Genomic DNA, 26120 nt, shown 5'->3' on the forward strand with positions numbered 1-26120 from the left:
TGTTATCCCTGCTGAGCGTTAAGGGCCTGCGCCCACTGACGGGCAGACTGGTCAATTAAGGTGTAAACGGCCTCGAAAGCGTCACGGCTTTTGCGGTAGGGGTCCGGGATCTCCCGTTCCCCATCCCAGTGACCCAAAAGCATCACTTTGCCGCGCATTTCGGGCGCGATTTCGCACAGTGCGGCAATGTGCCGCTTCTCCATAACCAGTATCAGGTCGTATTCCCGGCACATCTTCCCGGAGATCTGCCGGGCAATGTGCCCCTCAAGGGAGACACCATTGTCCTGAGCCACGCGCGCTGCCTGCGCATCGGCCCCTTTTCCCACCAGCGCCCCTAATCCTGCGGACGCCACCGTTAATGACGGCTGATATTTCTGTAGCAGCCGCTCCGCCGTGGGGGAACGGCAAATGTTCCCCACACACACCACCAGAATTTTATTAAACATCGCGTATCACCAGGTATGAACGTCACGTGCCGTGTCCGTCATATAACGAACGCCATTGATGGTTGGCAGCAACTGGTTGATGAGACGGTTCCAGCGGGCAACCGGAGCGGTTGTGACATACACCACGTCATACGGCTGGAGACGGAATTCCGTTGCCATGACCAGTGAGGTGGCATCGGACATATCAAGCTGATAGATATTGGCAATCTTGCCTTTTGCACTGCCCTCGCCTTTCAACGGCCTGATGACGAAAATACCGCTGGCATTGGAGGTGGTGAGATCGATGCCTTCGGCCTGGCCCAGCGCTTCGGTCAGCGTCATGCCACTGAAGTCCATTTTGAGGGTGCTCTGTTTCTTAACTTCGCCCATAACAAACACTTTCAGGTCGTCGTTACGTGGTACGAAGAGAATGTCGCCGGGGTAAAGCAGGCGGTTCTGGCTCAGATCGCCATTTTGCATAAGTGCCTGCAGGGAGAGGCGTTCCTCTTTCCCGTTATGCGTCAGCACCACGTTGCGCCAGTCTGCCGTATCCGTCAGCCCACCGGCGGCATTGATAGCATCGAGTACGGTGAGCGGCACGTTCGTAATGGCCTGCTGGCCCGATTTTTCAACCTGACCCGAAACATAGGCTTTCTGCGAACGAAACGCAGCGATGTTAACGTCCACCTGCGGGTCAGCGATGTACGTCGCTAAGCGGCCGGTAACATCGCTGCGGATTTCGGCGAGTGTTTTTCCTGCAACATGCACGCGGCCAATATAGGGATAGAACATGGTGCCGTCCGGTTGTACCCAGTTACCGGTGTCGCTTGAGCTGCGGTATTGCCCTGCCGGGGTGGTCAGTTCCGGGTGGTCCCAGACGGTGACGCTCAATACGTCGCCAGGCCCAACGCGATATTCATAGTTGGATATTTCCTGGTCTAAGGAGATATTGGGTTGAGCCACATTGGGTCGCGGGCGTAATTGTTCAACCAATCGTGGCGTCAGTGGGTAAACATTCACCATGCGGTCTAAATCAAAATCAGCATCCTGCTGTTTGATCACATCCTTTCCCATCGTAGACATATTGCTACCGGGAAGTACGGTGCAGCCACTCATCAAGGTCATGGACACCAATAATGGTATCAATTTCGTTTTGGATTTCATCATTGATTAATTATCACTTTTGCAGAGTAATTATCCTGTGTATTTAAATAAGCGCTTGCGTTTCCAGGGAAGCAGAATGCAGTTAATTGAAACTTAAATTAACGGGTATCAGTCCTAAAATTCGCTTATTCAACCACATGCTATTGACAGAATAATCCAGACGTTTCGACACGCTGTCAGGCATGCTACCGCCCTTGGCTTCCAGCTACCAATCTACTGTTTAAACAGTAACTTATTGATTCACACCCCTCGTACCTCAGTCGTTTCACGCATTTTTCTGAATGCGGAAGATTCGGCAGGCATAAGAAATAACGCTGATAAAATGCATTTAAAATAACTTTACGGGTATATTTGAAACAGGCTGGGGGAATTGTTGCAGCTAAGCGAATTACAGGCAAGATAACATCCTGCCAACCACAACTTTTTAAGATTAATATTAAGCGCAAATATTCCGCGTTTTAGGATTTTCTCGATATTGACAAAGCCCTTACTCACTTTTACGTGTGCGAAATATCCGAAAACGAGATTGTTAAAATAAAAAGATTAATCTCACTTTTATTAAGGGAAAATGAAATTATTTATATTATGCCTGTGGAGCAATTATAAGATAAATCGTAGGCTGCCATTGCAATTTAGGTCAGCTTTATCCATGATCTCATTATGACAATTGTCATATTACATAAGGTGTTAAGCATAAGATGGAATGGATTGCCGATCCTTCAATATGGGCGGGGCTGGTCACGCTGATTGTGATTGAGCTGGTGCTTGGTATTGATAACCTGGTTTTTATTGCGATTCTTGCGGAGAAATTGCCGCCAGCTCAACGCGATCGCGCCCGCGTAACGGGACTGATTCTGGCTATGTTGATGCGTCTGCTTCTGCTGGCCTCAATCTCCTGGCTGGTCACCCTGACGAGCCCCCTCTTTTCATTTCGGGATTTCAGTTTCAGCGCCAGAGATTTAATCATGCTGGTGGGGGGGCTGTTCCTGCTGTTTAAAGCCACGGTTGAGCTCAACGAACGGCTGGAGGGTAAAGACAGTGATAATCCCACCCAGCGGCGCGGGGCCAAATTCTGGAGCGTGGTGGCGCAGATAGTGATCCTTGACGCCGTGTTTTCCCTCGACTCGGTGATAACTGCCGTGGGTATGGTGGACCATCTGGCCGTGATGATGGCGGCGGTCATTATTGCTATCTCGCTGATGCTGCTGGCCAGCAAAGCCCTGACCCGCTTTGTGAATAGCCACCCAACCATCGTTATCCTCTGTCTGAGTTTCCTGCTAATGATAGGGTTTAGCCTGATTGCCGATGGATTCGGTGTCCATATTCCGAAAGGCTACCTTTATGCGGCTATTGGCTTCTCGGTGATGATTGAAGCGCTTAATCAGCTGGCAAACTTTAACCGTCGTCGCTTCCTGTCGGCGAACCAGACACTGCGTCAGCGTACCACTGAAACGGTCATGCGCCTGCTGAGCGGAAAAAAGGAAGATGCGGAACTGGATGCCGACGCCGCCTCGATGCTCGCCGACCACGACAACAGCCAGCTCTTTAATCCGCAGGAGCAGCGAATGATTGGCCGGGTGCTCAATCTGAACCAGAGAACGGTAAGCAGTATCATGACCTCGCGCCACGATATAGAGCATATCGATCTTAATGCCCCGGAAGCAGAGATCCGCGAACTGCTCGATAAGAACCAGCACACCCGCATCGTGGTGACAAGCCAGGATGAAAAAGAGGATTTACTGGGGGTCGTACATATTCTTGACCTGCTGGCGCAATCGCTGCACGGCGAGCCGTTGGATCTGAAAGTGTTGATTCGCCAGCCGCTGGTCTTTCCGGAAGGGCTGCCGCTTCTACAGGCACTTGAACAGTTCCGTAACGCGCGCACCCATTTCGCCTTTGTGGTGGATGAGTTCGGCTCCGTAGAAGGGATCGTCACCCTGAGCGATGTGATGGAAACCATCGCCGGTAATCTGCCCAACGAAGTGGAGGAGATTGACGCGCGCCACGATATTCAGAAAAACAGTGACGGGAGCTGGACGGCGAATGGTCACATGCCGCTGGAAGACCTGGTGCAGTTTGTGCCGCTGCCGCTTGATGAGAAGCGTGAGTATCACACTATTGCCGGGTTGCTGATGGAGTATCTGCAGCGTATCCCCGTTCCCGGTGAAGAAGTTGAGGTGGGAGATTATCTGTTAAAAACCCTCGACGTCGAGAGCCATCGGGTGCAGAAAGTGCAAATCTTTGCACGGCACTCCCCTGACGACCCCGACGACGAACTCTGACGCACGCCGGGGAAACCCGGCGTTGAGTAATGACTCAGAGCTTATCGAGTAGTTTTTTCAAATCTTTGCCGTTCTGACTCTCTTTATTGCGATCCGCCCACTCATTGAGTCGGCGTTTCGCCTCCTCCTGCAGATGCTTACGCAGGATCTGATCCACCTGCAGGCTGTAGTTCAGCGACTGCCATTTGCCGTAAACCGTTAACGGGATGGCGGTATTTTTCAGATAGTCAATCAGCTTACCGTCACCTTTCCAGCCCTGGAGCACGCGCACGGCAAAGCGGGTGTCACACTGTTCATTAACCAAATCCAGTTCGCCTTCGCCGGAGAGCGTCAGCAGAGGGGAGGCCCCTTGCATATCACTCATCGTCATGATGCCCTGGTCCAGGGTTAGCCCGGTACGGAAGCTGTCCAGTCGGGTGGTATTGTCATAATTCTGCTGCACCTGAACATCACTACTGCGCGCCACCGCCTGCTGAATCAGCTGCTGGAAATTAAGACCTTCCATGCGGCTGTTTTTCAGCTCGACCTTCGCCGTACCCTGCCAGTTCTGGCGGAAGTCATCAGCATCAATCCGGTTGCCGGAGAAATCACCGTCCAGCGAAAGGTTACCGGTCAGAGAAATGGGGTAACTGAAGGCCTTAAGGATGGTGCCAATCTCAACATTATCCAGGTGCGGCTGGAAGCGGGCCAGGGAGCGCTCGGTACGAACATCAAGCGTACCCGGCAGGGAGATCAGCCCCTCCCCCATTTTCCCTTGCAGGGTAGGGATGGTTAGCAGACCGGCATCATTGGTGAATGTGCCGCTTACGTCGGCAAACTGCATTCCGCGCCACTGAATATGGTTAGCGGAGAGCGAGATGTTGGCCGAGAAATCACGCAGACTGGTGTATTCAGGCGGCACCGAACTGCTGGCAATGACCGGGCGCGGCAAGCGCGGCGGCAATTTTTGCCCCTGCTGAGCACTCTCATTGTTGGTGGAGGGACTGCGCTGCACCGGCAGCAGGTTATCAAGATTGAGGGTGTCAAATTGCACATCGAGCGCCCATTGCGGGTTCCCCGCGAGGGTCACACTGCCTTTACCGCTGAAGGCGCTGTCGTTTGCTGTTAACTGTAATGCATCGAGAGTGACACGCTGGTTGTCGCTCTCCCAGCGGGCGGCAAAGCTCCCCTGACCGGCGATCCCCTGAGGGGGCACGTCGCCGCCCTGGATTTGCCATTGCAGATCGCTGACGGCGGCGCTGAGATTGCGCGGATAGTCGCTGGCGTCAACCTTTGCCTTGAGGGAGAGACTAAGGTCACGCTGATCGCGATTCACCCGGCCAGATACGTCAAGGGTCGCTTTATGCTGATTATCCTGCTCCATCCGCAGATGGATATCACGAACGGTAATCTGTTCGTCACCTTCCTGCTGGACCACCAGCACGCTGTCGGCCACCTGCAGACGCGCGATATCCCATGACCACCCCCGATCTTCGGCCACCTGAGGCAAGGTGTTCTCTTTCGGGGCGACAGGCGCATCCTGCTGAACCACCGCACGCGTCTGCGGGGTCAGTTGAATCACGGCCCCCTTGAGCATGACCTGTTTGACCTGTAACTGATGCGAAAGCAGCGGCAGCAGGCCAACATCAAGCCGCATGTTATCGGCTTTGACCACGGGCCCGGCGGCACCGGGCGCGGTAAGCGCGACCCGTCCGGAGAGGATGCTAAGCTGAGGCCAGACATGCCAGCGCAGAGGGCCGTCAAGCTGCAGCTGATAGCCGCTGCGAGCCTCGACCTGGCGCACCATGTACGCGCGAAAATCATTAGGGTTGACCATTATGACCAGCGCCGAGAGGCCTGCGACAAGCACGACCAGTAGAATCATCAGCGTGGTTAATACTCTTCTCATGGGCAGCCTCAGTGGGGGTGAATCACTCAGTCTTTATCAATACGACTGGCTACAGCGCCTTGTTGATCGCGATATTTCGCATCCTGGCGACGATTGTAAGGACGATCGGCCGGACCTGAGAGGGGTTCAAAGCTCAGTGCGCCAATCAGCATTCCGGGACGGAGCGCCAGCGGCAGTTTGCCGGAATTATAAAACTCCAGCACGATACAGCCTGACCAGCCCGGATCGATACGGTGCGCGGTGACGTGCACCATCAACCCCAGACGCGCCAGTGAGGAGCGCCCGTCAAGCCAGCCGACTAAATCGGATGGGAGCGTAACGGATTCATAAGTCACCGCCAGCGCCAGCTCGCCTGGATGAAGGAAAAAGGCATCGCCATCGGGAAGGACAATTTCATCACTCATCACCCGTTCGAGCGCTGCACTGACCTCATCTTTCGGGCCGCTCAGGTCGATAAACGCGGCGGTATGACCGCGGAATGTACGAAATTTATTACCCAGACGGACGTCCACCGTAGCGCCATTAATGCGCTCTACGGGCGGTCGCGGTTGAATCGACAAACGACCCTGGTCAAGCCAGGCTTCAATATCGCGATCACAAAGACGCATAGCACTCTCTCCTGTCGTGCATCAGGCCCCTGAAAAAACAGGGCCAGACAAATTAACTTAAGGGTACAGCCTAACATGTATTATTCAAAAAACTGGCTGATTTTGGCTTTAAGTATGTCAATCGCAATACGGTTTTTACCACCGCGCGGCACAATGATATCGGCGTACTGCTTGGAGGGTTCGATAAATTGCAGGAACATCGGACGCACAGTTTTTTGATATTGCGCCATCACCGAGTCCATAGAACGACCGCGCTCATTAACGTCACGCTTGATACGACGCATCAGGCAAATATCCAGGGGGGTGTCGACAAAAATGGAAAAATTCATTTCATCGCGCAGACGGGCGTCTGTTAATAACAAAATCCCCTCAAGAATAATGACTTTTTTCGGCTGAATATGGATAGTTTCGGGCGTGCGGGTGTGTTCAACATAGCTGTAGACCGGCAACTCAATGTCCTGACCACTTTTCAGCATCTGAAGATGTTGAAACAGCAGGCTGTGATCCATTGAACTTGGATGGTCATAGTTGGTTTTGACACGCTCTTCCATCGACAGATGGCTCTGATCTTTGTAGTAACTGTCTTCTGGAATAACGCCGATGTGCTCATCGCCGACCTGTTCGCGTAATTCGCGATAAAGCGTACTGGCAATAAGACTTTTACCCGAAGCCGATGCGCCGGCGATGCCAATAATGACGCACTGATGTGACTTATCAGTCATAAATTTAGCGACCTGATTAACCTGGATGTAAAGGAAGGAGACGCCGTGGCGTCAAACGCGGCAATTATAGGGATTTCACCGCCATGATACCAGTCGAATAGGCAACGGATGTTGCAGAACAGAGAAGTTGGCTACTTTCAGCGCGCCGCATGACTTTTCCAAAATTTTAACGGTTAAAATTACGGCGCCCGTGAGCATTTTAACGCGGACTAAGTAATTAATATCCTTATGATGTCAAATTCTGAGCAGACAGCATAGGAATTGTAAATTGTTTGTACTAGCATAACCCGAATTCATCTTTCACTCGTCCGGACCCCGTTCCCGACGGTTCAGGGGTCGGCGGATTAAGCGGTAATGAAGAAACAACATCAGCGAGCTTTGATTGCCACTCCTTTCCCTATTCTGCGTCTTCTCAGTTTGGGGTTGCTGTCGTTCATCTTTACGCTGTTCTCGCTGGAGTTGACTCGTTTCGGCACCGGTCTCGCCCCGCTGTGGTTCCCGACAGCATTAATGATGGTGGCCTTTTACCGCCACGCCGGCCGTATGTGGCCGGGCATTGCTGCCGTCTGTTCAGCAGGGAGTCTTGCCGCATGGGGGGTTTTATTCTCTTTTGCCAGTATCAAGCTGACCTACACCGCCATCAACATTGCTGAAGCGGTGGCCGGGGCCATTCTGCTACGTAAGCTTCTGCCCTGGTATAACCCTCTGCAGAACCTGAACGACTGGATCAAACTCGCGATCGGCAGCGCCCTTGTTCCCCCGCTGCTCGGCGGCCTGTTAGCCTGCCTCGTGACCGGTACGGACGACGTTCTGCGCACCTTTTTTGTCTGGGTACTTTCAGAAGCCATCGGGGCACTCGCGCTGGTGCCTATCGGCCTCTTGTTCAAACCGCATTACCTTTTGCGGCACCGAAAACCGCAACTGCTGATTGAAACCCTGATAACCCTGGCGGTGACGCTGGCGTTGAGCTGGCTGGCATTACACTACCTGCCCTGGCCCTTTACCGCCGTGATTGTTCTGCTGATGTGGAGCGCTATTCGTCTGCCACGCATGGAAGCCTTCCTGATCTTCCTCATCACGGTCATGATGGTATCGCTGTTTATGGCAACCCATCCTTCGGTCGAGGTGACCCCCAAAACCGGTGTGATGCTGAACGCGCCCTGGCTTCCCTTCTTAATGATGCTACTGCCGGCAAACATCATGACCATGGTGATGTACGCCTTTCGCGCAGAACGAAAACACATTACCGAGAGTGAAGAACGTTTCAGAAATGCGATGGAGTATTCTGCCATCGGGATGGCGCTGGTAGGTACGCAGGGGCAGTGGCTGCAGGCTAACAAAGCGTTGTGTAATTTTCTTGGTTACAGCCAGGATGAGCTGCGGTTAATGACGTTCCAGCAGTTAACGTGGCCGGAAGACCTGAACAAAGATCTCGAACAGTTAGAGCAGCTTGTCCGTGGGGAAATTAACAGTTACTCCATGGAGAAACGTTATTACACCCGGAATGGTGACCTGGTCTGGGCGCTGTTGGCGGTATCCGTTGTTCGTCATGCCGATGGCACACCCCGCTACTTCATCGCCCAGGTCGAGGATATCAACGATCTCAAGCAGACCGAATGGGTCAATAAGCGTCTGATGGAACGCATCACGCTCGCTAACGAAGCCGGGGGTATTGGCATCTGGGAGTGGGAGCTTGAACCGGACATCATCAGCTGGGACAAACGCATGTTCGAGCTGTATGAAATTCCGTCGCACATAAAACCCACCTGGCAGTTATGGTACGACCGGATTCTGCCGGAAGATCGTGCAGAGACCGAGCGCGTCATTCGGGACTCGCTGGTCTCCCGCGTCGCCTTTAAGCTCGAATTTCGTATCAGCGTTAAGGAAGGGGTGCGCCATATCCGCACCCTGGCTAACCGTGTGCTGAATCGTAACGGCGAAGTAGAACGCCTGTTAGGGGTCAACATGGACATGACCGAAGTGAAACAGCTGAACGAAGCCCTCTTCCAGGAAAAAGAGCGGCTGCACATCACCCTCGACTCTATCGGCGAAGCCGTGCTCTGTACCGATGTGCATATGAACGTCAGCTTTATGAACCCGGTCGCAGAGAAGATGAGCGGCTGGACGCAGGAGCAGGCTATGGGCCAGCCGCTGCTCACTGTCCTGCGAATCACCTTCGGCGATCATGGCCCGGCGATGGAAAACATTCACAGCGGCGATATGTCGCGCTCGGCTATCGAGCAGGATGTGGTGCTCCACTGTCGCACCGGCGGCAGTTATGACATTCACTACAGCGTAACGCCGCTTAGCACCCTTGACGGGCAGAATATCGGTTCGGTGTTGGTTATCCAGGATGTGACCGAATCCCGTAAAATGCTGCGTCAGCTGAGTTACAGCGCCTCCCACGATGCCCTGACGCACCTGGCCAACCGGGTCAGTTTTGAAACGCACCTTAAACGCCTGCTGCAAACCGTGCAGGAGCTGCATCAGCGGCACGCGCTGGTGTTCATCGATCTTGACCGCTTCAAGGCCGTAAACGATACAGCCGGCCACGCGGCAGGCGACGCCTTGCTGCGGGAAATCTCCTCCCTCATGTTAAGTATGTTGCGTTCCACCGATATTCTGGCCCGCCTTGGCGGCGATGAGTTCGGTCTGCTGCTACCTGACTGCAACGTTGAAAGTGCCCGTTATATTTCCGGTCGTATTGTCCAGGCCATCAACGATTATCATTTTATGTGGGAAGGCCGCATGCACCGGATCGGTGCCAGCGCCGGGATCACGATTATTGACGAAACCAATCATCAGGGCTCTGAGGTTATGTCTCAGGCGGACATTGCCTGTTACGCCTCGAAAAATAACGGGCGCGGCATGGTGACGGTTTACGAACCTCAGCAGGGCACCATGCATCATGAACGCAGCATGATGTCCCTGGAGGAGCAGTGGACGATGATCAAAGACAATCATCTGATGATGATTGCCCGTGGCGTCGCCTCTCCTCGCGTTCCTGAAGCCTGTAATTTCTGGCTGTTGACGCTACGCCTGTGGACCAGCGAAGGTGAAGTTATGGAAGAAAATGCCTTCCGTACAAACCTCAATGAACCGGAACTGATTCGCGCACTGGATCGCCGGGTATTTCAGGAGTTCTTCCGTAACCATGCTGCCGCCGTGGCGGGTAAAGGGCTTGGCGTTGCCCTGCCGCTCTCTTCCGCTGGGTTGTCCAGCCACAGCCTGATTGCTGAGATAATAGACCTTATAGAGCAGGGTCCGCTTCCGGGACGCCTGCTGCACCTGATGATTCACGCCGATGCGTTACTGCGGGAAGGTAAGATCATTAGCGATAACCTGAAGAAACTGCGCCATGCAGGTTGCCGTATTATCCTCAGCCATATCGGTCATGATCTTGAAATCTTTAACCAGCTTGCGCCACACACGGCGGATTACATTCTGCTCGACCAGGAGCTGGTGAATAACGTACATGGCAATTTAATGGATGAAATGATGGTGACTATCATCCAGGGCCATGCCCAGCGGCTGGGGCTGAAAAGCATTGCCGGGCCGACTAACCAGCCCCTGATGATGGATACCCTTTCAGGCATCGGCATCGATCTGATTTATGGTGACACCATCTCTGCGCCGCAACCGCTGGATCTGATGCTCAACACCAGCTATTTCGCTATCAACTGACGTCGTCAGGTTTCCAGCCATCGGTATACCAGATGTGTAATAGCGCATAGGAACGCCAGGGGTGCCAGCGCAGGGCGTAACGACGGGTCTGCGCTGGCGTCATGCCGGCGAAGCGCTGCTTTATCAAATAATCATCAGCAAGAAACACATCCTTCGCCTGCCAGCCGCGCAGGGCGAAGTAGTTTGCCGTCCAGCGTCCGATCCCCGGAAAGGTTATTAAGGTTTTTATTCCCTGCTCAATGTCCTCAGGCGGCGTAAGCGGAAAAGTGCCGTTTTGCACCGCGCGGGCGAGGAAAATCAGGGACTCAGCGCGTTTGACGGGCATACCCAGCGCCTTAAGGGCCAGCGGATCGACGGCTGCAAGCTGGGCTGGTTGCGGAAAAAGCATGAACTGCGCATCAAGCCGCTCGCCGCAGAGTGCGACTACCCGTGACGTCAGTTTTGCCGCCATCGCAACGCTAACCAGTTGCCCTAAAATGGCCCGCACCGCCTGCTCGAAGGGATCCATGCAGCCTGGCAAGCGCAAACCCGGCCGGGCTGCGCCCAGTGTTCCGAGCGCGTCGTTGACGACGTGTGGCATACACTGCAGATCAAACAGTTTCCCCAGGGAGTGTAAACAGGCTGCCGCCACGGGTTGTAGCCCGTCGCTTAGTGTGACGTTAAGCACACCCAGGGCTTCATCTGGTTCTGCACAAAGGGTGCCCCGATATTCACCGAGGGCGAATGAGCGGGTGTAAGCGGTCTCGCTGACTATCTCCACACCCGCCACCGCGCGCGCACGTAAAAAATTTAACATCCATGACCAGTCGTAAGGCGGCTGCCAGCGCAGTTTGTACATAGTGACTCCTGTTATGTAAGCCCATGAGCATATAACGGATTATGAATTTCTGCTTTGCGTTGATATTCCGGTTGTCCTGTTTTGCGCATTCCGTTAAAGTCGCCCCCCTTCTTCACCGGCATGGGGATTAAACGTGTTTGTAGGCTTTGATTATGGTACCGCTAACTGTTCCATCGCGGTTATGCAGGACGGTAAACCGTCGCTGCTGAAAATGGAAAACAACAGCACTCTGCTGCCCTCTATGCTTTGTGCACCGACACGTGAAGCCGTCAGTGAATGGCTCTATCGCCACCATGATGTCCCGGCAACCGGTGCTGAAACCCAGGCGCTTTTACGGCGTGCCGTCAGCTTTAACCGCGAAGAAGATATCGATGTCCAGGCCACCAGCGTCCAGTTTGGTCTGAGCGCGCTGCGCCAGTATGTCGACGACCCGGAGGAGGTTTACTTTGTTAAATCACCAAAATCTTTTCTTGGCGCCAGCGGATTAAAAGCTCAGCAAATCGCCCTGTTTGAAGATCTGGTCTGCGCCATGATGGTCCATATCCGTCAGCAGGCCGGGTCACAGTTGCCAGAGGTAATCGATCAGGCGGTGATTGGCCGCCCCATTAACTTCCAGGGGCTCGGTGGCGCAGAGGCCAATGCGCAGGCGCAGGGGATCCTGGAGCGTGCCGCTAAACGCGCGGGCTTTCATGATGTGGTGTTCCAGTACGAACCGGTTGCGGCAGGACTCGACTTCGAAGCAACCTTGCAGGATGAGAAACGGGTGCTGGTGGTGGATATCGGCGGCGGTACGACTGACTGCTCCCTGCTGCTGATGGGACCAAAATGGCACGACCGCCATGATCGCGAAAACAGCCTGCTAGGCCACAGCGGATGTCGTGTGGGGGGAAACGATCTGGACATTGCCCTCGCGTTTAAAAATCTGATGCCCCTGCTGGGCATGGGTGGGCAGACGGAAAAAGGCATCGCCCTGCCGGTTCTGCCGTGGTGGAATGCTATCGCCATTAACGATGTCCCGGCGCAGACCGATTTCTACAGCACTGCTAATGGTCGCAAGCTGAACGATATGCTGCGTGACGCCCGCGACACGGATAAAGTCGCCTTGCTGATTAAAGTCTGGAAACAACGCCTGGGCTACCGACTGGTGCGCAGCGCCGAAGAGAGCAAAATCGCCCTTTCCGACCAGCTGCAGACTCAGGCACATTTGCCGTTTATCGGTGAATCACTGACGACCGCTATTGACCAGATGGGGCTGGAAGCAGCACTGGATCAGCCTTTGCGTCGCATTCTGGAGCAGGTGCAACTGGCGCTGGAGAGCAGCGAAACCTCACCGGAAGTGATATACCTCACCGGCGGGAGCGCACGTTCACCGATTATCAAGAAAGCGCTGGCGCAGGCCCTGCCGGGTATTCCTGTTGCCGGCGGCGACGATTTTGGTTCGGTAACCGCCGGTCTTGCCCGTTGGGCGCAGGTAGTATTTCGTTAACCACCAACGGCTCACCAGACGGCGTAAGTTTTAAGCCCACCGCACAGGAGTATGATGACCCTCTCATCATACTCCTTCGTTTATTAAGACCCTTCCCGGCCTTCATTACCGCGGAAAGACCGGGGCGACAGAGAGTACGTTCTCAGACGATTCCCGACCGTCCTTCATATTCTCTCCATTTTTCTGACGGTCTGACTTACTAAACTAGTATGATTCAGGCAAATGTTTCAGGACGAGATACGTAGAACGATGAAAGGCAAAAAGAGTTCCCGCCAGGTTTTAGCGGCAGCAGTAGTATTGTTGATTGCGGGTATTGCCGCCGTCTGGTACGGATTCGGCCCTCAAACGGATGGGAAAAACGCCACCGCCACCAGCGGACAGCAGCCGCGTGGCAAAGGCCAGAGCGGCCGTCAGGGAATGCGCGCCCTGCCGCCGGTTCAGGCCGCCACGGCAAGCCATGAGTCGGTTCCCCGTTATCTGACCGGGCTTGGCACGGTGACCGCCGCCAGCACCGTGACGGTGCGAAGCCGCGTCGACGGTCAATTACTGGCCCTCCATTTTCAGGAAGGGCAACAGGTAAAAGCCGGCGACCTGTTGGCAGAGATAGATCCCAGTCAGTTTAAGGTGGCGCTGGCTCAGGCCCAGGGGCAACTGGCGAAGGACAACGCGACCCTGGCAAATGCCCGACGGGATCTTGCCCGCTATCAGCAGTTGGTGAAAACCAACCTGGTTTCCCGCCAGGAGCTGGATGCCCAGCAGGCGCTGGTCAGCGAAACGCAAGGCACAGTGAAGGCGGATGAAGCTGCCGTCGCCAGCGCGCAACTGCAGCTCGACTGGAGCCGCATTACTGCGCCGATTGACGGGCGCGTCGGTTTAAAGCAGGTCGATGTAGGTAATCAAATCTCCAGCGGCGACACCGCCGGCATTGTGGTACTCACGCAAACACACCCTATCGATCTTGTTTTTACCCTGCCTGAAAACCAGATTGCGACCGTGGTACAGGCGCAAAAGGCCGGTCAACCGCTCAACGTCGAGGCCTGGGATCGCACGAATAAACAGAAACTCAGTACCGGTGCATTGCTGAGTCTGGACAACCAGATTGATGCCACTACCGGCACCATCAAACTGAAAGCACGCTTTGCTAATCAGGATGATGCGCTCTTCCCAAACCAGTTCGTCAATGCCCGAATGCTGGTCTCCACTCAGCAGAATGCGGTGGTGATCCCGGCGGCTGCCCTGCAGATGGGTAACGAAGGCAACTTCGTCTGGGTACTGAATGAACAAGACCAGGTCAGCAAACACAGGGTAACGACCGGCATTCAGGACAGTCAGAAAGTGGTGATTTCAGCCGGCCTCTCCGCTGGTGACCGTGTGGTCACCGACGGCATCGATCGCCTGACCGAAGGGGCGAAAGTGGACGTGGTTGACGCGTCAAGTGCCGTTCAGATGCCCGCTAAACGCGAACATCCGGCGAAAGGAGCGCAGTCCTGATGCAGTTGCTACCGCCAGGCAGAACCGGCGGGCCGTCCCGCCTGTTTATCATGCGTCCGGTCGCCACCACCCTGATGATGGTGGCGATTTTACTTGCCGGTATAATCGGTTATCGCTTCTTACCCGTTTCAGCGCTACCGGAAGTCGACTACCCCACGATTCAGGTCATCACGCTCTACCCCGGCGCCAGCCCGGATGTCGTCACATCGGCGATAACCGCCCCCCTTGAACGTCAGTTTGGCCAGATGTCTGGTCTCAAGCAGATGTCATCGCAAAGCTCAGGCGGCGCATCGGTCGTCACGTTACAGTTTCAGTTAACGCTGCCGCTGGACGTCGCCGAGCAGGAAGTGCAGGCCGCTATTAACGCCGCCAATAGTCTGCTTCCCTCCGACCTGCCAAACCCACCGGTCTATAGCAAAGTGAATCCGGCCGATCCGCCCATCATGACGCTCGCGGTAACCTCCACGGCGCTGCCCATGACCCAGGTGGAAGATATGGTGGAAACCCGGGTCGCCCAGAAAATTTCACAGGTTTCAGGCGTCGGTCTGGTGACCCTTGCCGGGGGCCAGCGTCCCGCGGTGCGCGTGAAGCTGAACGCCCAGGCAATTGCGGCCCTGGGCCTGACCAGTGAAACCATCCGTACCGCCATCAGCAGCGCTAACGTCAACTCCGCAAAAGGGAGCCTGGACGGCCCCACGCGCGCGGTCACCCTCTCCGCCAATGACCAGATGCAGTCGGTCGAGGAATACCGCAAGCTGATTGTCGCCTACCAGAACGGCGCACCGGTGCGGCTGGGGGATGTGGCCACCATTGAACAGGGCGCAGAAAACCGCTGGCTCGGAGCATGGGCAAACCAGCAGCAGGCGATTGTGATGAATGTCCAGCGTCAGCCTGGTGCAAACATTATTGATACCGCAGACAGCATTCGTACCCTGTTGCCAGCCCTTACTGAAAGTTTACCGAAATCGGTAGAGGTAAAGGTACTTTCCGACCGGACCACCAATATTCGCGCCTCGGTCAGCGACACGCAGTTTGAACTGATGCTGGCTATCGCTCTGGTGGTCATGATCATCTATATCTTCCTGCGCAACATTCCGGCGACCATCATCCCCGGCGTGGCGGTCCCGCTTTCCCTGATTGGCACGTTTGCGGTGATGGTGTTCCTCGACTTTTCAGTCAACAACCTGACCCTGATGGCCCTGACCATCGCCACTGGCTTTGTGGTGGATGATGCGATTGTGGTTATCGAAAACATCTCCCGTTATATCGAAAAGGGGGAGAAACCCCTTGCCGCCGCCCTGAAGGGCGCGGGGGAAATCGGCTTTACCATCATCTCACTGACCTTATCCTTAATAGCCGTCCTGATCCCGCTGCTGTTTATGGGGGATATCGTGGGTCGTCTGTTCCGCGAGTTTGCCGTCACCCTGGCGGTGGCGATCCTCATTTCAGCGGTGGTGTCCCTGACGCTCACGCCGATGATGTGCGCCCGCATGCTGAGCGCCGCATCGTTGCGTAAACAGAATCGCTTCGCCCGTGCCTCGGAGCGGTTTACCGAAAGGGTTATCGCCGGTTACGGACGGCTGCTGGCAAGAGTGTTAAACCACCCGTGGCTGACGCTCGGCGTCGCCCTCGGCACCCTGCTGCTGTCAGTTATGCTGTGGGTCTTTATTCCTAAAGGATTCTTCCCGATTCAGGATAACGGCATCATTCAGGGTACCCTCCAGGCACCGCAGTCGGCGTCGTTTGCCAGCATGGCCGAACGCCAGCAGCAGATTGCGAAGATCATCATGAAGGACCCGGCGGTGCAAAGCCTGACCACCTTCGTCGGTGTCGATGGTACAAATCCGGCGCTGAACAGTGCGCGGTTGCAGATCAATCTCAAACCGCTGGCGGAACGCGATGACCGGGTGTTGCCGGTCATTGAACGTCTGCAGCAGGCCGCCGGACGGATACCGGGTGCGGCGCTCTACCTGCAACCGACTCAGGACTTGACCATTGATACCACTGTCAGCCGTACCCAGTACCAGTTCACCCTGCAGGCTACAACGCTTGATGCGCTCAGTACCTGGGTTCCGCAGTTAACGAAAAAATTGCAAACCCTGCCCCAGCTTGCTGACGTGAGCAGCGACTGGCAGGACAAGGGGCTTGCGGCCTATGTAAACGTGGACAGAGACAGCGCCAGTCGCCTTGGCATCAGTATGGCCGATGTGGACAATGCCCTCTACAATGCCTTTGGCCAGCGCCTTATCTCCACTATTTATACTCAGGCCAACCAGTATCGTGTGGTACTGGAGCATGACACCACCCACATCGCCGGGCTGGATGCACTGGAGAGCCTTCGCCTTTCCGGCAGCGACGGTGCCGTGGTGCCGCTTAGCGCCATCGCCAGGATTGAGCAGCGCTTCACACCACTGTCGATTAACCATCTCGATCAGTTCCCCTCCACCACTATCTCGTTCAATGTGGCTGACGGCTACGCCCTGGGTGAGGCGGTACAGGCGATACTTGATAGCGAGAAAAACCTGAACCTGCCAGCCGACATCACCACGCAGTTTCAGGGCAGTACCCTCGCTTTCCAGGCGGCACTGAGCAGCACCGTCTGGCTGATTGTCGCCGCGGTAGTGGCAATGTACATCGTGCTGGGCGTGCTCTATGAAAGCTTCATTCACCCCATTACCATCCTCTCAACCCTGCCGACCGCAGGTGTGGGTGCGCTGATGGCGCTGATGATCGCGGGTAACGAACTGGATGTGATAGCCATTATCGGCATCATTCTGCTGATTGGTATCGTAAAGAAAAACGCCATCATGATGATCGACTTCGCCCTCGCCGCCGAGCGTGAAGAGGGTATGTCGCCCCGGGATGCCATTTATCAGGCCTGTCTGCTGCGTTTTCGCCCGATCCTGATGACCACCCTGGCCGCCCTGCTTGGCGCCCTGCCGCTTATGCTCAGTACCGGCGTGGGTGCCGAGCTTCGTCGCCCGCTGGGCATTGGTATGGTAGGAGGACTGCTGGTAAGCCAGGTGCTGACGCTCTTTACCACGCCGGTGATCTACCTGCTCTTTGACCGACTCGGGCTCTACGTGCGCAGCCGTTTTCCCGCCCGTGAAGAGGAGGCGTAAGTGAAGTTTTTCGCCCTCTTCATTTACCGCCCGGTGGCGACCATCCTGATTTCACTCGCCATCACCCTCTGTGGCGTGCTGGGCTTTCGCTTGTTGCCGGTCGCCCCACTGCCCCAGGTGGATTTCCCGGTGATTATGATCAGCGCCTCTTTGCCGGGCGCTTCACCAGAAACGATGGCTTCGTCCGTTGCCACGCCGCTTGAGCGCTCCCTGGGGCGCATTGCCGGGGTCAGTGAAATGACCTCATCGAGCTCACTCGGCAGCACGCGCATTATCCTCGAATTCAATTTTGACAGAGACATCAACGGTGCCGCGCGCGATGTGCAGGCCGCGCTCAATGCCGCGCAGAGCCTGTTACCGAGCGGTATGCCGAGCCGCCCGACCTACCGTAAAGCCAACCCGTCAGACTCGCCCATCATGATCCTGACGCTCACCTCCGATACCTACTCTCAGGGGCAGCTTTACGATTTTGCCTCCACCCAACTGGCGCAAACTATCGCCCAGATTGAGGGCGTCGGTGATGTGGCCGTAGGGGGCAGCTCCCTGCCTGCCGTGCGTGTCGGCTTAAATCCGCAGGCGCTGTTTAACCAGGGTGTGTCACTGGATGCGGTGCGCACCGCCATCAGCGAGGCCAATGTGCGCCGCCCGCAGGGTGCAATTGACGATGGCGATCGTCGCTGGCAGGTGCAGGCCAACGATGCGCTGAAAACGGCCGCTGAATATGAGCCGCTGATTATTCATTACCGCAACGGCTCGGCCGTGCGCTTAAGCGATGTCGCCACTGTGACCGACTCGGTACAGGACGTGCGCAACGCCGGGATGACCAACGCGAAGCCGGCAATTTTGCTGATGATCCGCAAGCTACCGGAGGCCAACATCATCCAGACGGTCGACAGCATTCGCGCCCGTCTGCCGACGTTACAGGCGACTATCCCTGCGGCTATTAATCTGCAGATTGCCCAGGATCGCTCTCCGACCATCCGCGCCTCGCTTGAAGAGGTGGAGCAGACGCTTGTCATCGCTGTGGCGCTGGTGATTCTGGTGGTATTCCTCTTTCTGCGTTCCGGTCGGGCGACCTTAATTCCGGCGGTGGCGGTGCCGGTGTCGCTGATTGGCACCTTCGCCGCCATGTATCTTTGCGGCTTTAGCCTGAACAATCTGTCATTAATGGCGCTGACCATTGCCACAGGCTTTGTCGTGGATGATGCCATTGTGGTGCTGGAAAATATCTCCCGCCATCTTGAAGCGGGCATGAAGCCGCTTCAGGCTGCCTTACAGGGCACGCGTGAAGTCGGCTTCACGGTGCTCTCGATGAGTGTTTCTCTGGTGGCGGTATTTCTGCCGCTGCTGTTGATGGCAGGGTTGCCGGGCCGTCTGTTGCGCGAGTTCGCCGTTACCCTGTCGGTAGCAATAGGGATATCGCTGGTGGTCTCCCTGACTCTGACCCCCATGATGTGTGGCTGGATGCTAAAACGGCAAAAAACCCACCCGCCCACGCGCGCGAAAGGCTCTGCTCGCCTTCTGGTGGCTTTACAGCAGGCTTATGCCCGTTCGCTGAAGTGGGTGTTGCGCCACACGCGGCTGGTTGGGCTGGTGCTGATTGGCACCATTGCGCTTAACGTGTGGATGTACATTTCTATTCCCAAAACCTTCTTCCCTGAGCAGGACACTGGCGTACTGATAGGCGGAATACAGGCCGATCAGAGCATCTCTTTTCAGGCCATGCGCGTAAAGTTGCAGGACTTTATGAAAATCATCCGCGACGATCCCGCAGTGGATAATGTTACCGGCTTTACCGGTGGCTCGCGCGTGAACAGCGGCATGATGTTTATCGCTCTTAAACCCCGCGATGCCCGTCATGAAACCGCCCAGCAGGTCATAGATCGGCTGCGCGTTAAGCTTGCGAAGGAGCCCGGCGCGAGTCTCTTTTTGATGGCAGTGCAGGACATTCGCGTCGGCGGCCGTCAGGCCAATGCCAGCTACCAGTTTGCCCTGCTCTCTGACGATCTGAGCGCACTCCGCGAATGGGAGCCTAAGATCCGCAAAGCACTGGCCGCGCTGCCGGAGCTGGCTGACGTCAACTCCGACCAACAGGATAATGGTGCGGAGATGAGCCTGATTTACGACCGGGAGAGCATGTCACGTCTTGGGATCAGCGTACAGGAGGCTAACAGCCTGCTGAATAACGCCTTTGGGCAGCGGCAGGTGTCCACCATTTACCAGCCGCTTAACCAGTACAAAGTGGTAATGGAAGTGGACCCGCGCTATACCCAGGACATCAGCGCACTGGATAAGATGTTCGTCATTAACAGCGAAGGCAAGCCTGTCCCGCTCTCTTATTTTGCCCGCTGGCAGCCAGCCAATGCGCCACTCTCGGTCAACCATCAGGGACTCTCTGCGGCCTCGACTATCGCCTTTAACCTGCCCGGCGGCGTGTCGCTTTCCGAGGCCAGTGATGCTATAAACCGCGCCATGACCCAGCTTGGGGTGCCCTCCACGGTACGCGGTAGCTTTGCCGGAACGGCGCAGGTGTTCCAGGATACCATGAACTCGCAGGTGATTTTGATTCTGGCGGCAATCGCCACGGTCTACATCGTGCTGGGGGTCCTGTATGAAAGCTATGTGCATCCGCTGACTATCCTCTCGACCCTGCCCTCAGCAGGGGTAGGCGCGCTGTTAGCCCTGGAGCTATTCGGGGCCCCCTTTAGCCTGATTGCCCTGATTGGCATTATGTTGTTGATAGGCATTGTGAAGAAAAACGCCATCATGATGGTGGACTTTGCGCTTGAGGCACAACGCAAAGGTAATCTGAGCGCCGAAGAGGCCATCTTCCAGGCCTGCCTGTTGCGTTTCCGGCCAATCATGATGACTACCCTGGCCGCCCTCTTTGGCGCGCTGCCGCTGGTGATGTCCGGTGGGGATGGTTCTGAGCTACGCCAGCCGCTGGGGATTACCATCGCCGGAGGACTGGTAATGAGTCAGCTACTGACGCTTTACACCACGCCGGTCGTCTATCTCTTCTTCGATCGCCTGCGTCTTCGATTCGCACGCCACCGCAGGGAGCCTGTGACAGAGTGACCGAATTTGCCCACAACCTCTGGCGGTTATCGCTTGTCGCCTTCGGCTTATTTTTGCCGCTACGTGACGCCTCCATTACCCCTGGCGCGCTGCCAGCCTTTATCTTTGCCCGTCTCCCGGCGGCGGCCGGGCAGCGTGCCGTGCCCGCCCGGCGCAACAGGAGTTACTCATGAAATTCTGGCGACCCGGTATCACTGCCAAACTCTTTCTGGCTATCTTCGCCACCTGTATCGTTCTGCTGGTAACGATGCACTGGGCCGTGCGCATCAGCTTTGAGCGCGGGTTTATCGACTATATCAAGCACGGCAATGAGCAACGCCTGCAACTGCTGAGCGATGCCCTGAGCGAGCAGTATGCCCAACAGGGAAGCTGGCGCTTTTTACGCAATAACGATCGCTTCATCTTCCAGCTCCTGCGCTCGTTTGAGCGGGAAAATGAGCACAATGAAGGCGGCCGGGATCGTGCGCCACCGCCAGGCCCTCCGCCAGGGCCGGGCAACGGGATGCCACCGCATGGCTGGCGCACCCAGTTCTGGGTAACCGATGCGGAACATAATGTGCTGGTTGGCCCACGCGCACCCGTTCCATCCGACGGTAGCCGCCGCGCCATCACCGTGAACGGCGAGACGGTTGGGTGGGTTATCGCTTCCCCCGTCGAGCGACTGACCCGCAACACCGACATCAACTTCGACAGGCAACAGCGGCGCACCAGCTGGCTTATCGTGGCGCTGGCGACGCTGCTTGCAGCGCTGGCAACACTGCCTCTGGCTCGCGGTCTGTTGGCACCGGTTAAGCGTCTGGTGGAAGGTACGCACAAACTTGCCGCTGGCGACTTTACCACCAGGGTCAACACGGGCAGCGCCGATGAACTGGGGAAACTGGCGCAGGACTTTAATCAGCTTGCCAGCACCCTTGAGCGCAATCAGCAGATGCGGCGCGATTTTATGGCCGATATATCCCATGAGCTACGCACCCCGCTCGCGGTTCTGCGTGGCGAGCTGGAAGCTATCCAGGACGGGGTTCGCCAGTTTACCCCTGAGTCCGTCGCCTCCCTGCAGGCGGAGGTGGGCACCTTGACCAAACTGGTCAACGATCTGCATCAGCTGTCGATGTCCGATGAAGGGGCGCTGGCGTACCAGAAATCCACCGTTGATGTCGTCTCGCTGGTGGAGGTCGCCGCTGGTGCCTTCCGCGAACGTTTTACCGCACGTAAGCTGACGCTCATTCTGTCGCTACCGACGCACGCCTGTGTGTTTGGCGATCCGGACCGCCTGATGCAACTTTTCAATAACCTCATGGAAAACAGCCTGCGCTACACCGACAGCGGCGGCAGTCTGCACATCAGCGGACGTATTGAGGCCGATACGCTGGCTCTTGAGTTTGCAGACAGCGCCCCTGGGGTCACCGACCTTCAGCTTGGCCGCCTCTTCGAGCGTTTTTATCGCGCCGAAGGGTCACGTAACCGTGCCAGCGGTGGCTCCGGGCTGGGTCTGGCCATTTGTGTGAACATAGTCAGCGCCCACGGCGGAAGCGTCAGTGCGGCACATTCGCCATTCGGTGGGGTTAGCATTACAGTAAAACTGCCGCTGGAACGGGAGAAAGCGAAAAGCGTATGAATGAATTACCGATTGATGAAAACACACCACGCATTTTGATTGTGGAAGATGAGCCCAAACTCGGGCAGTTACTGGTGGATTACCTGCGTGCGGCAAGCTACGCGCCGGTGCTTATCAGTCATGGCGACCAGGTTCTTCCCTATGTACGTCAGACGCCGCCGGATATGGTGTTGCTGGATTTAATGCTTCCCGGCACCGACGGGCTGACGTTGTGTCGTGAGATCCGCCGTTTTTCCAACCTCCCCATCATCATGGTGACGGCAAAAATTGAAGAGATAGACAGGCTGCTGGGGCTGGAAATTGGTGCTGATGATTATATCTGTAAACCCTACAGCCCGCGGGAAGTGGTGGCGCGCGTGAAAACGATCTTACGTCGTTGCAAACCTCAGCGTGAGTTGCAGGCAATGGACGATGAAAGCCCACTTATGGTGGACGAGAGCCGTTTCCAGGCGACCTGGCGTAATCAGCCGCTTGATTTGACCCCGGCTGAATTCCGTCTGCTGAAAACCCTCTCCTGCGAGCCAGGTAAGGTTTTTTCCCGCGAGCAGTTGTTGAATAATTTGTACGATGACTATCGCGTCGTAACTGACCGCACCATCGACAGCCATATCAAAAACTTACGTCGTAAGCTTGAGACGCTGGATGAAGAGCAGTCGTTCATCCGCGCGGTGTATGGCGTCGGTTACCGCTGGGAAGCGGACGCCTGCCGGCTGGGATGATCCTGCTGTCGGATATTGGGATCGGTTAGCCGGATGAGACAGACTGACCGGCTTACGTTTGCACGAAGCGCATAAACCACTATGGACATTAAACAGCTCCTGACACACTGGTTCACCGGGAAAGGAAACCCCATGTACGATAACGAAGCGCAGTTACATCAGCAGATCCTGGCACTGCTTGATAAGCCCTGGTGCGGCTATGTCACAACCGGAGGCGACGGCAGGTTCCTGGTTGACGCGCTGCGCGAGCTGACGCGGCACCATAATGGCTATGTCCGGGAAAAAGCGGTTAAGGCACTGGCGTTAAAGCGTGATATCTCGGCGCTCGGAGAACTTATCGTCGCCGTTAATGACTGGGTTGAACCTATTCATCATGCTGCCGATGAGGCCGTCAGAGCGCTGCTGACCGTCGACCATATTCCGGCGTTTATTGACAAGCTACCAGCCATTCGCCAGCTTGCCGGGCGCACGCGCTACGACCATCGTGAATTTGTGGCGGCCGTTTCGACTTTTCTGGTGACCAAAGATCTCCCCGCTTTGCAACAGGCGCTGTGCTCCCCACAACGCGCGGTACGCGATGCGGCACTGCACACGCTGATTGAGCAGGACAGGCTCGATGATGAAGACGCACTGCTCGCGGTGCTTGCCAACCGTGACAGCAACCTGCGCGCACTGGCGGTCGACGACTGGCTGGCGCGTAACCGCGCGCTCTCTGCCGCGCTGCAAATACGCCTGCTTTGCGACCCCTGGGTGCGTATTCGCCGGGCAGTGCTTTTCTATCTTGATGAACATCGGCAATTACCTCCCGAGACGCTGCATCAGCGCTTGTTACTGGATAAAAACGCGCTGATTCAGCAGCGTACACGCCATATGCTCGAAGAGTGTATTGATGCCCGTGCATTCTGGCTAGAGATATTAAATTCCACCGATGCCGCCCCAACCCAACGCCGCGCGGCGCTATATGGGCTAAAAGAGGCGCGTTATCCGGAATTGCTGCCGCTGGCAAAGCGCGCCTGGAGACAAGCGGAACCGGGAGTGCGTAAAGCAGCTCTGCATATTCTTATTGAGTTGCAGGGGGAAGAGAGCAAACCTCAGCTGCTGGATGCGCTGCTACAGCCTTCGCTGTCTATGGCACTGGCTGCACACCATCTGCTCACACGGGCGTCATTTACCCTTACGCCTGATGATGTGAAGCAGCTTTTGAACACCTCCCCCTCTCCCGCACATCGCGCTATCTACTTACGCTTGCTTCGGCAATTGAACAAGTGGGATGGCTTGATTCTGCTCCTGCACCACTCCACCCGATTGACCGCGGATGAGCGCGAAGCCGAGTGCCAGCTGTGGATCAGCCGCTTTAATCAGGCAGGCATCCCCCCTACTTCCGTGCAGCGCGAAACTCTGGCAGCACTGTTGCCGCATGAACCCAAGATAGACAAGATGATATCTGGCTACCTGCCGTAAGCGTTCTAACGACTGGCCAGTGTTCTCTTTCAGGTCAGTTATAACTGGCGATCACTTCCACAGCTGAATTAGCCGTGCCGGGTGCGACGGCCCCCGGTGTGCGGATGTAACGAGCCGCCATTTTAATGAGTTGCGGGGCCGGGATCTCGCCCAGGTTATAGGTTTTTGTGACGTAATCTGAAATAGTGGCGGCATCAACGGCCTGGGTAAAACTCACGGCTTTGGCAGGAGGTGCATTTGTTGTCGGTAAGGTTGAAATATCTCCCCACGCAAGCTGCACACCATATCCGGTTGCCGAACTGGTACCGTCGAGGGTGATAATGCCATTCACCGCATCCTGCACCGTTGCGCCTCTTAACGGCGAGACGGATATGATTAACCCGCTGTTTTTGTATTTTGCATTACTGGTGCTGGCAACCACTGTATTTGAAGAGAGCGTATAGTCAACACCGTAGCCCCTGGCTGCCGGGCATTGCACGGTAAAACTGGCGTCTTTCCAGTCGGATATACCGCCAGTCATATTCATATTGTGGGAACCCATAGATACGGTTTTATTGTTTAAAGAGCAGGTACCGGAGGTAGTGTCCAGTTCCCCTCGAATTTCGAATGAACTTATTGTCCAGCTGTTAGCCAGTGAATAGGTACCATTATTAGGTGAAGTTGCACTGTAATAATCCATCGCACTGTCATTCATTTGTGCGGCGATGATAGTCGCACCGTTAAATAAAACCTTACCGACAGATGGAATTTCTGACTGCCCGCTGATTACCGGAATTTTCCATAAGGATACTTTAAATTTTAGAGGAAAATTACTAAAATTACGGCCTGCCTTTACTGAAAGGGAGGTTTCAAGTTTCAACGGATTTGATGGCGGACCAACTGGGGCATTATTGGTTACAGGAGAGACTGACCCCATGTCACGGAAAGAGAGACCCAGGCCTTTTATTGAGGTTGGAAAGATATAATCACTGCCGTTTCGCAGAACCGTTGTTCCCGGATAGGCTTCAATATAAGTGACGTAATGGGTCGCACCCGCTGATGTTCCGCCTCGTGGGTGACATTCGGCGGCCCTGGTGCTGCCCAGAAACTGTACCCAAGACGCTATTTCACGATACTGCCCAGAGAAACCGGCCAGTCCCGTTGTCATCGATTTTTTGTTCGAAGGCACGGGTAAATTAATGACGGCTTTTGACGCTCCGCTTGAACAATCAATGGCGACTGCAAATGTTTTCGGTACGACCAATAAAGACAAAAAAATTAACAGAAGATATTGTTTCATCGCATATTCCTTTGCTTCCTGAAGGAACCGAAAAAATAAAGACAATAGTTCCTCAAGAAAAGATATATATCTCTTCAAAAAAGCTAAATCCATCCTCCCTCGTCCGTAAAATTTTTACATAACTGCTTGTGTCCTTTATAAATATCAATATTAATCAATAACCTCATAATATAAACTGAATAGCGTTTTTCTGGTTTGTTCTTTATGTTTAATTTCGTAATTTTTTACATCCGTTTTACTCGCTACAAATTCTCAACA

17 protein-coding genes are annotated in these 26120 nt (G+C 55.3%); 10 read left to right on the plus strand and 7 right to left on the minus strand.

Annotated features, from left to right (window positions below; genetic code table 11):
• Positions 1–2: 2 nt before the first annotated feature.
• Together wzb and M1D91_RS15240 are read right to left on the minus strand one after the other, a co-directional pair.
• Positions 3–446, minus strand: coding sequence for a low molecular weight protein-tyrosine-phosphatase Wzb (gene wzb / locus M1D91_RS15235; protein ID WP_437431486.1), 444 nt, complete (start codon positions 444–446; stop codon positions 3–5).
• A 6-nt stretch (positions 447–452) separates the two neighbouring features.
• Positions 453–1592 (minus strand): polysaccharide export protein, encoded by a 1140-nt coding sequence (locus M1D91_RS15240; protein WP_437431487.1) that lies wholly within the window; start codon positions 1590–1592, stop codon positions 453–455.
• 695 nt (positions 1593–2287) lie between these two features.
• On the opposite strand from M1D91_RS15240, the gene M1D91_RS15245 reads away from it, so the two are divergent.
• On the plus strand, positions 2288–3871 hold the full coding sequence (locus tag M1D91_RS15245; RefSeq protein WP_437431488.1) for a TerC family protein: 1584 nt from the start codon (positions 2288–2290) through the stop codon (positions 3869–3871).
• Positions 3872–3905: 34 nt separating this feature from the next.
• Here the strand turns inward: M1D91_RS15245 and asmA are convergent, their stop codons facing one another.
• The 3 genes from asmA to udk form a co-directional block, all read right to left on the minus strand.
• The gene (asmA, locus tag M1D91_RS15250; protein ID WP_437431489.1) at positions 3906–5759 is read right to left on the minus strand and encodes an outer membrane assembly protein AsmA; all 1854 of its coding nucleotides are present in this window, start codon (positions 5757–5759) and stop codon (positions 3906–3908) included.
• A gap of 26 nt (positions 5760–5785) precedes the next feature.
• Entirely contained in the window at positions 5786–6367 is a 582-nt protein-coding gene (dcd, locus tag M1D91_RS15255; RefSeq protein WP_437431490.1) for a dCTP deaminase, read from the minus strand.
• An 80-nt stretch (positions 6368–6447) separates the two neighbouring features.
• On the minus strand, positions 6448–7089 hold the full coding sequence (udk, locus tag M1D91_RS15260) for a uridine kinase (RefSeq protein ID WP_437431491.1): 642 nt from the start codon (positions 7087–7089) through the stop codon (positions 6448–6450).
• Positions 7090–7443: 354 nt separating this feature from the next.
• On the opposite strand from udk, the gene M1D91_RS15265 reads away from it, so the two are divergent.
• Positions 7444–10773 carry a diguanylate cyclase gene (locus tag M1D91_RS15265; RefSeq protein ID WP_437431492.1) on the plus strand — a complete coding sequence of 1110 codons (3330 nt, stop codon included), beginning with the start codon at positions 7444–7446 and terminating at the stop codon, positions 10771–10773.
• Here the strand turns inward: M1D91_RS15265 and alkA are convergent.
• A complete protein-coding gene (gene alkA / locus M1D91_RS15270) occupies positions 10766–11611 on the minus strand; it encodes a DNA-3-methyladenine glycosylase 2 (protein WP_437431493.1) in 846 nt (281 codons plus the stop codon). The genes M1D91_RS15265 and alkA overlap by 8 nt on opposite strands.
• Before the next feature lie 133 nt (positions 11612–11744).
• Here alkA and yegD point away from each other — a divergent pair, with 133 nt between their 5' ends.
• The 8 genes from yegD to M1D91_RS15310 all read left to right on the plus strand — a co-directional run bounded on the left by yegD (position 11745) and on the right by M1D91_RS15310 (position 24583).
• The gene (gene yegD / locus M1D91_RS15275; RefSeq protein ID WP_437431494.1) at positions 11745–13097 is read left to right on the plus strand and encodes a molecular chaperone; all 1353 of its coding nucleotides are present in this window, start codon (positions 11745–11747) and stop codon (positions 13095–13097) included.
• 249 nt (positions 13098–13346) lie between these two features.
• Positions 13347–14588, plus strand: coding sequence for an MdtA/MuxA family multidrug efflux RND transporter periplasmic adaptor subunit (locus tag M1D91_RS15280; RefSeq protein WP_437431495.1), 1242 nt, complete (start codon positions 13347–13349; stop codon positions 14586–14588).
• Positions 14588–17710 carry an MdtB/MuxB family multidrug efflux RND transporter permease subunit gene (locus M1D91_RS15285; RefSeq protein ID WP_437431496.1) on the plus strand — a complete coding sequence of 1041 codons (3123 nt, stop codon included), beginning with the start codon at positions 14588–14590 and terminating at the stop codon, positions 17708–17710. Before M1D91_RS15280 ends, M1D91_RS15285 begins: the two co-directional genes overlap by 1 nt.
• Positions 17711–20788 (plus strand): multidrug efflux RND transporter permease subunit MdtC, encoded by a 3078-nt coding sequence (mdtC, locus tag M1D91_RS15290; RefSeq protein ID WP_437431497.1) that lies wholly within the window; start codon positions 17711–17713, stop codon positions 20786–20788. It begins immediately after the preceding gene.
• A complete protein-coding gene (locus M1D91_RS15295) occupies positions 20785–20961 on the plus strand; it encodes a hypothetical protein (protein ID WP_437431498.1) in 177 nt (58 codons plus the stop codon). The genes mdtC and M1D91_RS15295 overlap by 4 nt, the downstream gene beginning before the upstream one ends.
• Positions 20958–22403, plus strand: coding sequence for an envelope stress sensor histidine kinase BaeS (baeS, locus tag M1D91_RS15300; RefSeq protein WP_437431499.1), 1446 nt, complete (start codon positions 20958–20960; stop codon positions 22401–22403). Before M1D91_RS15295 ends, baeS begins: the two co-directional genes overlap by 4 nt.
• Complete coding sequence (gene baeR, locus M1D91_RS15305; protein ID WP_437431500.1) at positions 22400–23122, plus strand: envelope stress response regulator BaeR; 723 nt, start codon at positions 22400–22402, stop codon at positions 23120–23122. Before baeS ends, baeR begins: the two co-directional genes overlap by 4 nt.
• Before the next feature lie 132 nt (positions 23123–23254).
• On the plus strand, positions 23255–24583 hold the full coding sequence (locus M1D91_RS15310) for a HEAT repeat domain-containing protein (protein WP_437431501.1): 1329 nt from the start codon (positions 23255–23257) through the stop codon (positions 24581–24583).
• Positions 24584–24617: 34 nt separating this feature from the next.
• Here M1D91_RS15310 and M1D91_RS15315 read toward each other — a convergent pair whose 3' ends face one another.
• Positions 24618–25955: a fimbrial protein gene (locus tag M1D91_RS15315; RefSeq protein WP_437431502.1), complete on the minus strand. Its 1338-nt coding sequence runs from the start codon at positions 25953–25955 to the stop codon at positions 24618–24620.
• Positions 25956–26120: the final 165 nt, after the last annotated feature.

Source organism: Enterobacter sp. SA197 (genome assembly GCF_054131575.1).

Coding starts and splice junctions, on each gene's coding strand:
- M1D91_RS15315 (WP_437431502.1), bottom strand. CDS start 25,955: ATGGATTTAGCTTTTTTGAAGAGATATATATCTTTTCTTGAGGAACTA.
- udk (WP_437431491.1), bottom strand. CDS start 7,089: ATGACTGATAAGTCACATCAGTGCGTCATTATTGGCATCGCCGGCGCA.
- dcd (WP_437431490.1), bottom strand. CDS start 6,367: ATGCGTCTTTGTGATCGCGATATTGAAGCCTGGCTTGACCAGGGTCGT.
- M1D91_RS15265 (WP_437431492.1), top strand. CDS start 7,444: ATGAAGAAACAACATCAGCGAGCTTTGATTGCCACTCCTTTCCCTATT.
- M1D91_RS15280 (WP_437431495.1), top strand. CDS start 13,347: ATGAAAGGCAAAAAGAGTTCCCGCCAGGTTTTAGCGGCAGCAGTAGTA.
- M1D91_RS15240 (WP_437431487.1), bottom strand. CDS start 1,592: ATGATGAAATCCAAAACGAAATTGATACCATTATTGGTGTCCATGACC.
- alkA (WP_437431493.1), bottom strand. CDS start 11,611: ATGTACAAACTGCGCTGGCAGCCGCCTTACGACTGGTCATGGATGTTA.
- wzb (WP_437431486.1), bottom strand. CDS start 446: ATGTTTAATAAAATTCTGGTGGTGTGTGTGGGGAACATTTGCCGTTCC.
- baeS (WP_437431499.1), top strand. CDS start 20,958: ATGAAATTCTGGCGACCCGGTATCACTGCCAAACTCTTTCTGGCTATC.
- asmA (WP_437431489.1), bottom strand. CDS start 5,759: ATGAGAAGAGTATTAACCACGCTGATGATTCTACTGGTCGTGCTTGTC.
- M1D91_RS15285 (WP_437431496.1), top strand. CDS start 14,588: ATGCAGTTGCTACCGCCAGGCAGAACCGGCGGGCCGTCCCGCCTGTTT.
- M1D91_RS15310 (WP_437431501.1), top strand. CDS start 23,255: ATGTACGATAACGAAGCGCAGTTACATCAGCAGATCCTGGCACTGCTT.
- baeR (WP_437431500.1), top strand. CDS start 22,400: ATGAATGAATTACCGATTGATGAAAACACACCACGCATTTTGATTGTG.
- M1D91_RS15245 (WP_437431488.1), top strand. CDS start 2,288: ATGGAATGGATTGCCGATCCTTCAATATGGGCGGGGCTGGTCACGCTG.